This window comes from Xanthomonas sp. NCPPB 4037 (assembly GCF_041475695.2).
GTDB classification, from domain to species: Bacteria; Pseudomonadota; Gammaproteobacteria; order Xanthomonadales; family Xanthomonadaceae; genus Xanthomonas; species Xanthomonas campestris.
In genome coordinates, this window is sequence record NZ_CM191261.1 from 320,483 (window position 1) to 335,040 (window position 14,558).

9 protein-coding genes are annotated in these 14,558 nt (G+C 66.4%); 7 read left to right on the plus strand and 2 right to left on the minus strand.

Annotated features, from left to right (window positions below; genetic code table 11):
- Positions 1-21: 21 nt before the first annotated feature.
- From ACCQ01_RS01330 to zwf, 3 genes are all read left to right on the plus strand, one after another.
- Complete coding sequence (locus ACCQ01_RS01330; RefSeq protein ID WP_076035777.1) at positions 22-351, plus strand: low molecular weight protein tyrosine phosphatase family protein; 330 nt, start codon at positions 22-24, stop codon at positions 349-351.
- A gap of 63 nt (positions 352-414) precedes the next feature.
- Positions 415-2,214 carry a glycoside hydrolase family 15 protein gene (locus ACCQ01_RS01335; RefSeq protein WP_228434014.1) on the plus strand — a complete coding sequence of 600 codons (1,800 nt, stop codon included), beginning with the start codon at positions 415-417 and terminating at the stop codon, positions 2,212-2,214.
- Positions 2,211-3,986 (plus strand): glucose-6-phosphate dehydrogenase, encoded by a 1,776-nt coding sequence (zwf, locus tag ACCQ01_RS01340; RefSeq protein WP_228434015.1) that lies wholly within the window; start codon positions 2,211-2,213, stop codon positions 3,984-3,986. The genes ACCQ01_RS01335 and zwf overlap by 4 nt, the downstream gene beginning before the upstream one ends.
- Positions 3,987-4,271: 285 nt before the next feature.
- Here the strand turns inward: zwf and ACCQ01_RS01345 are convergent, their stop codons facing one another.
- Both ACCQ01_RS01345 and ACCQ01_RS01350 read right to left on the minus strand, forming a co-directional pair.
- Complete coding sequence (locus tag ACCQ01_RS01345) at positions 4,272-6,083, minus strand: monovalent cation:proton antiporter-2 (CPA2) family protein (RefSeq protein ID WP_228434016.1); 1,812 nt, start codon at positions 6,081-6,083, stop codon at positions 4,272-4,274.
- Positions 6,084-6,457: 374 nt separating this feature from the next.
- On the minus strand, positions 6,458-7,285 hold the full coding sequence (locus ACCQ01_RS01350) for a carbonic anhydrase (protein WP_228434017.1): 828 nt from the start codon (positions 7,283-7,285) through the stop codon (positions 6,458-6,460).
- Positions 7,286-7,864: 579 nt separating this feature from the next.
- On the opposite strand from ACCQ01_RS01350, the gene mgtE reads away from it, so the two are divergent.
- From mgtE to ACCQ01_RS01370, 4 genes are all read left to right on the plus strand, one after another.
- Positions 7,865-9,232: a magnesium transporter gene (mgtE, locus tag ACCQ01_RS01355; protein ID WP_228434018.1), complete on the plus strand. Its 1,368-nt coding sequence runs from the start codon at positions 7,865-7,867 to the stop codon at positions 9,230-9,232.
- A gap of 71 nt (positions 9,233-9,303) precedes the next feature.
- Positions 9,304-9,918, plus strand: coding sequence for a hypothetical protein (locus tag ACCQ01_RS01360; protein WP_228434019.1), 615 nt, complete (start codon positions 9,304-9,306; stop codon positions 9,916-9,918).
- A gap of 290 nt (positions 9,919-10,208) precedes the next feature.
- Positions 10,209-12,917, plus strand: coding sequence for a bifunctional acetate--CoA ligase family protein/GNAT family N-acetyltransferase (locus ACCQ01_RS01365; protein WP_228434020.1), 2,709 nt, complete (start codon positions 10,209-10,211; stop codon positions 12,915-12,917).
- A 106-nt stretch (positions 12,918-13,023) separates the two neighbouring features.
- A complete protein-coding gene (locus tag ACCQ01_RS01370; RefSeq protein WP_011039058.1) occupies positions 13,024-14,067 on the plus strand; it encodes a DUF475 domain-containing protein in 1,044 nt (347 codons plus the stop codon).
- The last annotated feature ends 491 nt before the right edge of the window (positions 14,068-14,558 follow it).

Consider the following 14,558-nt stretch of genomic DNA (forward strand, 5'->3'; position numbering starts at 1 on the left):
CGCGCCTCCGCGCCGCTGCGGGTGCTGTTCGTGTGCAGCCGCAACCGGCTGCGCAGCCCCACCGCCGAGCACGTCTTCGCGCAGTGGCCGAATGTGCTCACGCAATCGGCCGGACTGGCGCCCGATGCAGAGCAACCGGTCACGCCCGAGCTGCTGCACGACAGCGATTTGGTACTGGTGATGGAGCGCCGCCATCTGCAGCTGTTGCGCCGGCGCTTCGCTGCGCACCTGCGGCACTGCCGTGTGGCCTGCCTGCAGATTCCCGACGACTACACCTACATGCAGCCGGAACTGATCCGCCGGCTGGAACACACGGTGCCACCACTGCTGCGTTTGCCGGTGCATTCGTAACCCGATCCCGACACCTCGCGTGCAACACTGGGGTTTGACTCGCACGAAGGAAGCGCCCACCCGATGAGCGTCCGTATCGAGGACCACGCCATGCTGGGCAATTGCCACAGCGCGGCCCTGGTCGACCACTGCGGCACCATCGACTGGCTGTGCCTGCCACGCTTCGATTCCGATGCAGTCTTCGCCTCCCTGCTGGGCACGCCGGAACACGGCCAATGGGCGCTGGCGCCGGCCGCCGATTTCCGCAGCGAGCGCGCCTACGAAGACGACAGCCTGGTGCTGCGCACCCGGCTCATCACCGACACCGGCACGGTGGAACTGGTCGACTTCATGGTGGCCAGCGACGACGGCGAGGTGCATCAGCATCTGGTGCGCATGGTGCGTTGCGTGCAGGGCGAAGTGCCCATGCACATGCGCCTGACTTTCCGCTTCAATTACGGCCGCACGGTGCCGTGGGTGACCAGCATCGATGGCGGCATTCGCGCCATTGCCGGTCCGGATCAGCTGGCACTGCGCACGCCGCAGACGCTGCAAGGCAAGGACCTGGGCACCGAAACCGACTTCACCCTGCGCGAGGGCGAAAGCACCTGGTTTCTGCTCAGTCACGGCCTGTCGCACCAGACCGTGCCGCCGGCCATCGACCCGGATGAAGCCCTGCAGCGCACCACCGCGTTCTGGCACGGCTGGGCGCGGCGGTGCACCGATGTGGGGCCGTGGACGCAGCAGGTGAAGCGATCGCTGGTGGTGCTGAAAGGGCTGAGTTATCTGCCCACCGGCGGCATTGTCGCCGCGCCCACTGCCTCGCTGCCCGAACACCTGGGCGGCACGCGGAATTGGGATTACCGCTATTGCTGGCTGCGCGATTCGGTGTTCACCCTGATCGCGTTGTTGCAGGCCGGCTACCGCGATGAAGCCTCGGCATTTCGCGATTGGGTGCAACGGGCCATCGCCGGTTCGCCGGATCAGCTGCAGGCGCTGTACGGCATCGCTGGCGAGCGTCGCTTGCAGGAATGGGAAGCGCATTGGCTGCCCGGCTACGAAGGCTCGGCCCCGGTGCGGATCGGCAACGGCGCGGTGGACCAGTTTCAGCTCGACGTCTACGGCGAACTGATCGGCGCGTTTCACTACGCGCGCGAAAAAGGCGTCCCGCCGCCGGCCGATGACGACGGTTCTTCGGCCTCGCTGCTGGAGCACTTCCTGGAGATGCTCGAAGACCTGTGGCGCACACCCGACGAAGGCATCTGGGAAGTGCGCGACGAACGCCGCCACTTCGTGCACTCCAAGGTCATGGCGTGGCTGGCCTTCGATTGCGGCTGCCGCGACGGCATCACCAATGCCAGCGCCGAAAAACGCGCGCATTGGGGCCGCATCGCCGAGGAGATCCGCACCGAGGTGCTGGAAAAAGGCGTGCACCCGGATGGGCATTTCGTGCAGAGCTACGGCTCGGATCGGCTGGATGCCTCGTTATTGCTGATTCCCATCGTCGGCTTCCTGCCACCGGACGATCCGCGCATTGCCGCCACCGCCGACGCCATCGCGCGCGACCTCACCATCGATGGGTTGGTCGAACGTTATCGCGCCGACGACAGTGCCGACGGCCTGCCGGCCGGCGAGGGCACCTTCATCGCCTGCAGTTTCTGGCTGGTGGAAAACTACGCCTTGCTCGGCCGCACCGAGCAGGCGCGCGCATTGCTCGAGCGCCTGCTCGGGCTGTGCAACGACGTGGGCCTGCTCGCTGAAGAGTACGACCCGCGCGGCAAACGCATGCTTGGCAACTTCCCGCAAGGGTATTCCCACGTGGCCCTGGTCAATGCGGCATTGCGCCTGCATGGACGCATGGGCGAGAAGGAGATGCATCCATGAGTGAGCAAGTGACCACCCCGCCGTGCATCATCGTGGTGTTCGGTGCGCGCGGTGATCTGACCCGGCGCCTGGTGATGCCGGCGCTGTACAACCTGCGCCGCGCCGGTGCGCTGGGCGAGGAATTCGCCATTGTCGGCATGGACCACGGCGACATCACCGAGCGCGCCTGGCGCACCAACATGGGCAAGGCGATGACCGAGCTGCTGAGCAGCCGCGATGCCGAGTTCCAGGCCGATGGATTCGATACCGATACCTGGGACTGGTTGCGCGAGCGCATGCATTACGTGCGCGGCGACTTCACCGACCTGCGTGCCTATCAGTCGCTGGACGGCGTGCTGGAAAAACTGCACAAGCGCTATGGCACCCGCGGCAATGTGCTGTTCTATCTGGCCACCGCTGCACGCTTCTTCGAGCCGGTGCTGCTGAATCTGGGCGAGGCCGGGCTGGTCAAGCAGCGCGAGGGCGCCGGCTGGCGCCGGGTGATCGTGGAAAAGCCGTTCGGCCACGACCTGCCCAGTGCCAAGCATCTCAATGCCACCGTTGCGCGCGTGCTGCACGAAGACCAGGTGTTCCGCATCGACCATTTCCTGGGCAAGGAAACCGTGCAGAACATCCTGGCGTTCCGATTCGCCAATGGCCTGTTCGAGCCGGTGTGGAACCGCGACCGGATCGACCATGTGCAGATCACCGCCGCCGAAACCATCGGTGTGGAAGGGCGCGGGCGTTTCTACGATCCCACCGGCTGCCTGCGCGACATGGTGCCCAACCATCTGTTCCAGCTGCTGGCGATGATTGCGATGGAGCCGCCGGCCGCGTTCACCACCGAGGCGATGCATCGCCGCCGCGCCGAAGTGATCGAAGCGGTGCGCCCGATCAAACCCGAAGACGTGGTGCGCGGGCAGTACGCGTCCGGTGCGGTCAATCGCAGCGCTGTGCCGGGATACCGCGAAGAAGACACGGTACCGGACGAGTCGGAAACCGAAACCTTCGTGGCGATGAAGTTGCAGGTCGACACCTGGCGCTGGGCCGGCGTGCCGTTCTATCTGCGCACCGGCAAGCGCCTGCGCGAACGCACCACCGAGATTGCGATCCGCTTCAAGCCCGCACCGCTGGCGCCATTTCGTAGCACCGAAGTGGGCGGCTACGGCCCCGACTGGCTGGTGCTGCATATCCAGCCCGACGAAGGCATTTCGCTGCAGTTCGACGTCAAGCGCCCGGGTGCGCAAGTGGCGTTGGCGCCGGTGCGGATGGACTTCCGCTACCGCGACTGGTTCCCGAAGGAATACACCGTTGGCTACGAGCGTCTGCTGCAGGACTGCATGAATGGCGAGGCTGGCCTGTTCCAGGACGCGGCGATGGTGGAAGGCGCGTGGCGCATCGTGCAGCCGATCCTGGATGCGTGGAAACAACCGCCCAGTGACTTTCCCAATTACGCGGCCGGCAGCGCCGGCCCGTCGGCGGCCGATGCGTTGCTGGCGATGAACGGCGGGCATGCCTGGCGTGCGCTCACGCCGGGCCGCAAACCGCCGCCGCGTCGCCCGCCTGAGGCACGTGCGGGTGCTGCGGCACCGGCGAAGAAGAGCGCCAAGAAGGCGGTCAAAAAGGCTGCGAAAAAAGTCGCCAAGGCGCCTGCCAAGCGCAGCGCTGCGGCGGCCGGGAAATCTGCAGCAGCGGCGTCGCCGAGCAAGGCGGCAAGCAAGGCGGTCACCAAGCGCGCCACCAAAAAAGCGACGAAGTCGGCAACCAAAGCCGTCAAAAAGAGCGCTTCTTAGAGACGCGGAAAGATTGCGTAGGAGCGCGCTTGCGCGCGATGAGGCTTGATCGGGAATGCCCCATCGCGCGCAAGCGTGCTCCTACGTTGATGTGACTATCAACAGGCGTTGTGGGACCGCTGAGGCTTTGATGTTTTCTTTGAAGGTGCTCTGGAACAGAGGGATCATCTTTCGTGCGTATGGACCGACAGATATCCGGTAATGCCGCATCGCGCGCGAGCGCGTTCCTACGGGCTTCTCTCAACTGCGACTAAGTGCGCGTGATCGCATGTGCCGATGCGTGTCTTACCGCTCGGGCGTAACCGGTGCAGGTTCCGGATCCACTTCGGCCTTGACGTCGGCTTCGAACAGATGCATCAGGTCTTCGCGTGCATCGCGCGAGGTCTGGATCACCTTGGCCTCGTCGTCGTAGACCAGATGCTGGCGGCGCAGCAGGTCTTCGTCGTGGTGGCGGAAGCGTGTGACGTGCTCCTGCGCGTCGGCCTCGCCAAGCCCCAGCGAGGTCAATACGCGCCCGCCCAACTCCAGGCTGGAGGCGAACACCTCGCGGAACGGCTCGGCGCCCAGGTCCATCAGTTTCCAGGCGTGCTGACGGTTGCGCGCACGCGCCAGCACCGTGGCGTTCGGGTACAGGCGGCGGATCAGCCGCACCGTCTTGATGTTGGTGTCCGGGTCGTCCACTGCGATCACAAAGACCTTGATGCGCTCGGCACCGGCGGCGCGCAGCAGCTCCGGGCGGGTCGGGTCGCCGTAATACAACTGGCTGCCGAAGCGGCGTAGATCCTCCACCGTGTCCGGGTTGTGTTCCAGCGCCACGAACGGCACGTGCCGCGCGGTGAGCAGGCGCGCGATCACCTGGCCGAAGCGGCCCATGCCGGCGATCAGCACCTTGGGCGTCTGCGTATCGATGGTGTCGTAGGGGCGCTCGGATTGGGGCACCTTGATACGCAGCGGGCCATTGAGCACGCGCTGGATGCCGAGCAGCAACAGCGGCGTCAGCGCCATCGACACACCCACGATGGCGACCAGGCGGTCGTGGTTGGCGGCATCCAGCAGGCCGACGCGATCTGCCTCGTTGAAGACTACAAACGCAAATTCGCCGCCCAGCCACAACACGCCACCCAGCATCAGGCTGCTGCGCAGTGGCAGCTTCGCCACCGTGCCGATCCCCACCAGCAGCGCGAACTTGACCAGCAGCAAGATGCCCACACCGGCGGCGATCAGCCACGGTTCGGACACCACCCGGTCCAGATCAATGCCCATGCCTACCGAGATGAAGAACAGCCCCAACAGCAAGCCTTCGAACGGCTCGATCTGCGATTCGAGCTCGTGGCGGAATTCCGAATCGGCCAGCAGCACGCCGGCGATGAAGGCGCCCAGGCTGGCGCTCAGGCCGGCCTCCTGCATGATCCAGGCAGTGCCCAGCACCACCAGCAAGGCGCTGGCGGTGAACACCTCGGGCATGCGCGTGCGCGCCACCACATTGAACAGATGCCGCAGCACGAAGCGGCCGCACAGGATGACCAGCGTCAACGCCACCAGCGCCTTGGCCACGTCCTGCCAGTCCAGCGTGGCGTTCTTGCTGCCGCCCAGCAGCGGAATGGCGGCCAGCAGCGGGATGGCGATCAAGTCCTGAAACAGCAGGATGGCGAAGGCCAGCCGGCCGTAATCGCTGCCCAGCGCCTTGCGTTCGGCCAGCAGCTGCAGGCCCACCGCCGTGGACGACAGCGCCAGCGCCACGCCGACGATGAGCGAGGTTTTCCAGCCCAGTTGCCCGGCCATCAGCAGGCCGCCCAGGATCAGCGCGGTCATCACCACCTGGGTGGTGCCGGCGCCGAACACCGAATGGCGCATCACCTTCAGCCGCGCCGGGGAGAGCTCCAGCCCGATCACGAACAGCAGCATCACCACACCGATCTCGGCCGCACCGCTGATGCGTTCGGCATCCTGCACCACGCCCACGCCATCGGGCCCGAGCACCACGCCGGCAACCAGGTACGCCAGCACCGCACCCAGGCCGAAGCGCTTGAACACCGGCACGGCCACGATCGCCGCCAGCATCAGGACCAAGGCCAGTTCGAGGCCGCCGCTATGCATGTTGCACTCTCCGTTGAGGTGCGCATTATGCCGCGCAAGGCAGGCAGCCGGCTTGCATGCCTGTGCCGGGGCCGCTGGGGGCGGCCGTCACGAATGAGCCTCCGACCCGGCCCTCAGACAATGGCGGCCGAGTGCTCTTGTTACGTGCGGTGGAAGCGGAGTGTGCCCGTCCCCCAAACCCCGGCACGATGACGCAAGCCGCCGCGCGCCATCCGCACCCGTGCAACGCGCTGAGCTCCGCTGCGCATGGCGCCAGCCAACCCGACAGCCAACACACAACGGACGTCGGCTGTCGGTTTAGCGAGCAGACGCGGAGCTAGGAGCAAACACAGTGTTCAGCGCGCTGCGATGGAGGCGACACGCTTGGGCCAGGCTCAGTGGCTCTTGAGCAGGAAGCGACGATCCAGCGGCTGCAGCGGGCGCGCGTTGAACGGGTACACGCGCTCGAACGCGTTGATCTGTTCCCTGGACACCTGCACCGGCTGACTCAGGACCACCCAGTCCACCGTTTCGCTGCAGGGCGGGGTGGTCAGCGAGCCTTCGTAGCGGTAGAAGCTGCGTTGATTGGCGGGCGGCAGAAAATCGCTGCCGCGCACGAGTGCATCGGCCACCTGCCGGGTCTGATTCTTGTCGTTCGGCATGGCGTCGAGCACGCGCTGGAAGGCCGGATTGGCCTTGCCGGTCTCGAAGAAGATCGCCAGCACGCCGAGCGTTCCGTCCGGGCCCTGGTGCACGATGTGCGCCTCCATCGGGAAGCGCCGGCCATTCAACAGGTGCTCGCTGGGATGATGGAAATGTAGCTGCAGGGCGTCGTACTGCTTGCCGCCGACCCGCATCGTGCCGCCGGCGTGCAGATCCAGCTGGATGGAGTGGCCGGTGTTGCGCACCACCAGCGGCACTGCGCCGTAGTCCAGTTGCAGCTTGCCCAGCGTGGCGTCGATCGCGTCCTTCAGATCGATGGGGCTGTTCTGCTGCCCATTGCCGCACAGCGCATTTTCCTTGGCCAGTTCGGCCCAGTGCTCGGCGCCTTCCGGGCCGGTGTAGCCCCACTCGTGCCCGTCATGCTGGGTGGTTTCGTGCGCGTGCACCGGCGTGGCGTCGGGCAACACGGTCTGCGCCATCGCCACCGTGCCCCAACCAGCGGCAACGCATAGGCAGACCGGGCTGACGCGGTGTAACAAAAACGACTTGAAAGACGGCATGAAAGGTTCCTGGCAAAGCAGCGAAGTGGCGTGGATGCGATGGCCGGTGCGGCTCCCGCAAACGCTGTGCGGGAACGGCAATGCCGGGAAGCGAACTGTACCGACTGCCGTGCCGCACAGCACAGGTTTGCGACAGCCGGTTCACTGCGGCTGATCGGCGCATGCGCATCTACGTGCAGGATGCAACGGCAACCGATGGCAACACTGCGCCTTGCCGCTGCGTCTGCCCCGTGCCTGCGTGCGCGCCGTAGCAGGATCTGTGCGTGTCGCAATTTTGTTGCAGGCGAAACGCCGCTGCCAATCGTCGCGACGCGTGACAACGCTGGCTGCGTGCAGCACGCGATTGCCCTGCCAAACGCCCACCTAAGCGCGCCGCACGCGAGGCATTGACCAGGCGGACACATGCGCGCAGACTGCGCCGCGCACCGACCGGGGCATCCGCTCGGCCGCACTTACGGAGCTCACTCTCATGTCCAGCGACAGTCACCCTAGACCCGGGTCGATGACCCAGCTGACGAGCGCCTGAGGCTTCAGGTTCGCCGGCTGTCATCGACGACGGTCGTCACCAGGCGAACCCCCATGTACAACGAAACCCTGCGCCTTGCCCAAGGCGTCGATGCATTGACCGCACCCCTGGCCGAGCTCAACACGGCCGATGCGGTGGAATATCTCAACACCCTCGACCGTGACGCCGCCGCGCATCTGCTGGCGGTGTTGCCGCAGCCGCGTGCGGTGAAGCTGCTCGAACAACCCGAGCTGCGCGATGCCAGTGCGCTGGTTGCACAGCTGCCGGCCGAGCATGCCGCCGTGCTGCTCGGGCAGATGGCCGACGACCGCGCCACCGACATCTTCCACGGCCTGGACGCCGATCAACGCGAGCCGCTGTTGTGGCGGCTCAGCGCCGAAGCGCGGCTGTCGATCCAGGCCTTGATGCGCTACCCGCCCAACACCGCCGGTGCGCTGATGACCACCGAGTTCGTGGCGGTGCCGTCGGACTGGACGGTGGGGCGCACCTTGCAGCACATCCGCGATGTGGAGCGCAGCCGCGAGACCGTGTATGCGATCTATCTGCTGGATCCACACACGCGTGTGCTGCAGCAGGTGGTGACCATGCGCCGGTTGATCACCGGCGCGGCCGAGGCGCCGATCCTGGAGGTGGCGCAGGTCAATCCGCCGGTCACCGTGGACCCGGCCCTGGATCAGGAAGAAGTGGCGCGGCTGATCCGCCGCCATGACCTGCTGGCGATCCCGGTGGTGGATGCCTGCGGCCACGTGCTGGGCATCGTCACCGTGGACGATGTGCTGGATGCGTTGATCGCCGAATCCACCGAAGACGTGCACAAGTTCGGCGGCATGGAAGCGCTGGACAAGCCGTACATGCAGATCGGCTTCGGGCAGATGATCAAGAAGCGGGCCGGCTGGCTGAGCGTGTTGTTTCTCGGCGAAATGCTCACCGCCAGCGCCATGCAGCACTTCGAGGACGAGCTGTCCAAGGCGGTGGTGCTGACCTTGTTCATCCCGTTGATCATGAGCTCGGGCGGCAACTCCGGTTCGCAGGCCACCTCGCTGCTGATCCGCTCGCTGGCATTGCGCGAAATCCGCCTGCGCGACTGGTGGAAGGTGGCGCTGCGCGAGTTGCCCACCGGGCTCACGCTGGGCGCGATTCTGGGCGTGCTGGCGATCGTGCGCATCGCCATCTGGCAGAACGCCGGCCTGTACGACTACGGCCCGCACTGGCAGATGGTGGCGCTCACCATCGGCGCGGCGCTGGTGGGCATCGTCACCTTCGGCTCGTTGTCCGGCTCGATGCTGCCGTTCGTGTTGCAACGCTTCGGCTTCGATCCCGCCAGTGCCTCGGCGCCGTTCGTGGCCACCTTGGTGGATGTCACCGGCTTGGTGATCTATTTCAGCATTGCCGCGGCGATCCTGAGTGGGGCGCTGTTGTAGAGTCCGATTTCCTCCCGGGAAAGGTGCTGGCGATGCGAGGCAGTGCGCTGTGGTGCGTTGTGTGGACAGGGATGTTGTCGATCGCCATAACCCAGCCAGGCTGGGCCGAACCGGCCCAGGCCGCAGGGTGCACCTACGATCGTGCGGCGATGCTGGCACTGGATGAAGACGCCTTCGATCAGGACCTGCAGGGCGGTTGGCGCACGATTGCCAACCGCCCCGGTTGCGCCGTCGCAGCCGCCGATCTGCTGCGCGACTACCGCCAGGCCCACGTGATCACTGGCGGCATCGTGGTGTGGCACGAAGGTCAGATGCGTGCAGAGGCCGGTCAAACGGCGCAGGCGATCGCCCTATTCGAAAAGTCGTACACGCCAGCCGCCGAGGATCTTGCCGGCTGGAATCCTTATGTGGATGCGACGATCGCGTTCCTCAAACGCGACCGCACTGGTCTGGATGCCGCGCGTGCACGGATTGCGGCGGTCCCGTATCCGAACGACAAGGACATGCCGCCGTTGCAAGATGGCTATATGGTGTTTCCTGCCCAGAAGGGTCGACCTGAAATGAAGGTGCGCTGGCCACCAAACCTGGATGTCGTCGATGGCCTGATCAAATGCTACGACGAATCCTATTCGGTGGCTTACGGTGCCCAGCGTTGCCGTACATCGACCTCGACACTTTCAAAGTAGGCTGGCGTCGACAGGCCGGGCACCGCGGTGCGCTCCGGCAGGCATGACGACGGTGCAGCCAGTGGTGCACTGACCAGCCAAAAAAATCACCAACCCGAACGGTCTTCGGCGAAAACGATCGACGATTGTCGACGACGGCCATGCCGCGAGACGGGTGCGCCAAGTCCCTGCCCGCGGGGGGGACGCACACCGGTCGGCCGCCCCGCCATCTCGTGTTCGCCAACCTTGCCGCATGCCCTCGCACGCCAGTGCGTGTACCGTAGCGCGATGGTTTCTGCATCTTCTGCACGATGAGTACGTATCACCTGCAACAGGTGTTTCGCCCCACCACCGTCGCGGTGGTGGGCGGCAGCCCGCGCGAGCGCTCGGCCGGGCGCGCGGTGGTGCGCAATCTGCGTGCGGCCGGGTTTCCCGGGCAGGTCGGTTGGGTCAGCCCGCGCTACACCGAAATCGACGGCGTGCGCACGGTCGCGCGGTTGACCGACCTGCCCTGGGTGCCGGACCTGGTGGTGATCACCGCGCCGGCGCGCATCGTGCCGCGCATCGTCTCCATCGCCGCGCGGCGTGGTGTGGCAGCGGCCATCATTCTCACTGCCGGCCTGGGCAGTGGTGCCGGCTCGCCGGCCGCGCGCGTTGAGGCGGCGGCGCGGGCCAAGGGCATGCGCATCCTCGGCCCGCACTGTTTGGGCGTGATCGCCCCGCATGCGCGGCTCAATGCCAGCATCGCCGCGCATTGCCCGCAGGCCGGCGACCTGGCGCTGATTTCCGAATCCAGCGCCATTGCCGCGGCGCTGGTGGAGTGGGGCGTGGCGCGTTCGGTCGGGTTTTCGGCGGTGGTCTCGCTGGGCGACACGCTGGACGTGGATTTGGGCGATCTGCTGGATTACTTCGCCACCGACTACCGCACCCGCGCGATCCTGCTGTATGTCGAACGCATCGGCGATGCGCGCAAGTTCATGTCGGCGGCACGCGCCGCCGCGCGCGCCAAGCCGGTGGTGGTGGTCAAGTCCGGGCGGCAGTTCCGCATTGATCCCAATGCCGACACCCACGCGCAGGCGCTGGCTGGCTCGGATGCGGTGTATGGCGCCGCGTTCGCGCGGGCCGGGCTGTTGCGGGTGGGGGCGCTGGACGAACTGTTCGCCGCGGCCGAAACGCTGGGCCGCCTGGGCAGTTTCCCCGGCCGCCGGCTGGCGATCTTGAGCAATGGCGGCGGGGTGGGGCAGTTGGCAATGGACCAGCTGTTGCTGCGCGGCGGCACCCTGGCCGAGTTGTCGGCCAAGACGCTGGAGCGGCTGGATCAATCGCTTCCTGAAGGCTGGTCGCGCAGCAATCCGGTGGACATCATTGTCGACGCCGATGGCGAGCGCTATGCGGCCGCGATCGAAGCATTACTGGACGATCCGGAGAACGACGCGCTGCTGGTGGTCAACGTGCCCACCGCCTTCACCTCCTCGGCCGATGCGGCCAAGGCACTGACCCGCGCGCTGGAACAGCGCAGCCGCTACCAGCGCGAGAAACCGGTGTTTGCGGTGTGGCTGGGCCAGGACGACGCGGCGATCGCCGCGCTCAACGCCGCACGCGTGCCCACCTACGCCACCGAGTCGGACGCGGTGCGCGGCTTCACCCACCTGGTGCGCTACCGCGAGGCGCAGGCCGCCTTGATGGAGACCCCGCCCAGCCTGCCGGAAGATTTCGTGGTCGATGCCGGCATCGGCCGAGCGGTGGTCAACGAAGCGCTGGCCGCCGGCCGGCGCTGGCTGGATCCGGTTGCTACCAACCGTCTGCTGGCCGCCTACGGCATCCCGATCGTGCCGGTGCAGGTGGCCGCCACCGCCAACGAGGCCGCGCTGCTGGCCGACCCGTTGCTGGCAATGGGGCGCACGGTCACCTTGAAGGTGCTCTCCAGCGAGATTGCACACAAGTCGGATGTGGACGGCGTGCGCCTGAACCTGTCCAGCGTGGCGGCGGTGCGCGAGGCGGCGGCCGGCATCCTGGCGCGTGCCCGCGCCGCCCACCCCAATGCGCTGATCGAGGGCGTGATCGTGCAGCCCACCGTGCTGCGGCCCAAGGCGCGCGAGCTGATCGCCGGCATTGCCGACGACCCGGTGTTCGGCCCGGCCATCGTGTTCGGCCGTGGCGGCACCGCGGTGGAGGTGATCAACGACCGCGAGCTGGCGCTGCCGCCGCTGGACCTGCGCCTGGCCCACGAACTGATCGGCCGCACCCGCGTTTCGCGCATCCTCAAGGCCTACCGCGACGTGCCGGCCGCCGACGAGCGCGCGGTGGCGCTGGTGCTGGTCAAGCTGGCGCAGCTGGCCGCCGACATCCCCGAAATCACCGCGCTGGACATCAACCCGCTACTGGCCGACCGCGAAGGCGTGATTGCGCTGGACGCGCGCGTGGCGGTGGCGCCGGTGCGCAAGCTGCACAAGGGCCGCGGCCATCCGCGGTTTGCGATCTTTCCGTACCCCAAAGAATGGGAGCGCCGCATCGCGCTGGGCGATGGCGCGCACGCGCTGGTGCGCCCGGTGCGGCCCGAGGACGACGCCCTGTTCCGCGCGTTCTTCGCCCGGGTCACCGACGAAGACCTGCGGCTGCGCTTCTTCCAGTCGGTCAAGCATTTCAGCCACGAATTCATCGCGCGGCTGACCCAGCTCGACTACGCACGCTCCATCGCGTTGGTGGCCATCGACCCCAAGACCGGCGACATGCTCGGCGCGGTGCGCCTGCATGCTGACGCCGATTACGCGCGTGGCGAATACGGCATCCTGATCCGCTCCGACCTCAAGGGCCACGGCATCGGCTGGCAGCTGATGCGCATCATGATCGAGTACGCGCGCTGGCTGGGCCTGAAACTGATCGAAGGCCAGGTGCTGCGCGAGAACCGCACCATGCTGGCGATGTGCCAGAGCCTGGGCTTCGGCGTGCGCCCGGATCCGGACGACCCGACCCTGATGGCGGTGACACTCCCTATAATGGGCGAGCCACGCCCGGCCTGACTCCCCGTCACGTCGCGGTCCCCCATCCTCCACCGCATGCCGGACCAGCTAGGCCTTGCCCTGGTGTTGCCGTCCGGCTGTCGTCTCGGCCCGCCTGGGAGTGTCAATGTTTCGCGATTTCAGAATGTCGTTTTTGGTCACTGCGATCTGCCTGGGCCTGGCGGCCTGGTGGGGTCACACCTCGTCGATGGGCATCTGGCAGGCGTTATGGCTGTGCCTGGTGCTGAGCGTGCTGGAGGTGTCGCTGTCGTTCGACAACGCGGTGGTCAACGCCGGTGTGCTCAAGCACATGAACGAGTTCTGGCGGAAGCTGTTCCTCACCGTGGGCATCCTGATCGCCGTGTTCGGCATGCGCCTGGTGTTCCCGATCGTGATCGTGTCGGTGGCCACCGGCATGGGCCTGGTGCCGGTGATGCAGATGGCGCTGAAGGAGCCGGACCGCTACAGCCAGGTGCTGACCGACCACTACCCGTCCATCGCTGCCTTCGGTGGCATGTTCCTGCTGCTGGTGTTTTTGAACTTCCTGTTCGACCAGGACCGCAAGCTGCACTGGCTCGGGCCGGTGGAGCGGCTGGTCGGCAAGCTGGGCAAGGCCGATGCGATGTCGGTGATCGTGGCGGTCTCGGTGCTGCTGGGCACCAAGCTGTTCCTGCCCGATGCGGTGTTCCAGAGCGTGCTCTTCGCCGGGCTGGGCGGCATCCTGCTGTATCTGCTGGTGGGTAGCGTGGATGCCTTGTTCGAGGCCGAAGAGAGCGAAGACGGCAGCATGGGCCCGGCCAAGCGCTCGGGCATTGCCGCCTTCCTGTACCTGGAAGTGCTGGACGCCTCGTTCTCGTTCGATGGCGTGATCGGCGCCTTCGCCATCACCCGCGACGTGGTGATCATCATGCTGGGCCTGGCGATCGGGGCGATGTTCGTACGCTCGATGACCGTCTACCTGGTGCACAAGGGCACCCTGGACGAGTTCGTGTTCCTGGAGCACGGCGCGCATTACGCCATCGGCGTGCTGGCGATCATCATGCTGGTGGGTACCGTCTACCACGTGCCGGAAGTGCTGACCGGCCTGATCGGCGTGGCCTTCATCGCCGCCTCGGTGTGGTCGTCGATCCGCTACCGCAAGCGCCACCACATCGGCCCGACCGAGATCTGATCCCGCCCACGGGCCGCGCTCTGCTTAAGAGCGGCTACGGAGCGCCTTCGTGGCTGTCAGATGGGTGCTGCTGACGGACCGGCGCCGCTCCTTCTGTGGCTTGGCTGCAGGGTCCTTGCCCGCCCACCATCGCGGGACACGCTGCAAGTACGTCCTTGTAAGCTCTTACGCGGCATCCATGCCGCGTAAGGTCCCGCGACGGTGGGCGGGCAAGGACCAGTCGAGCTGGCCGGTGTGCGCGGTTTTCGATAAAGCATCCGACTAATTTCTGGTGCAGTGTCCTTGCCGTGCCCTCGACGCCGTGAGTTTGCTGCAGGCCCCTTGCCCGCCGCCCACCATCGCAGGACACGTCGCAAGTACGTTCTTGTAGGCGCTTACGCGGCATCCATGCCGCGTAAGGTCCCGCGGCGGTGGGCGGGCAAGGACCAGTCGAGAACGTAAGTGTGCATGGCTTTCATAAAAGAAGCGACCGACCAACCCTCTGGTGCGGT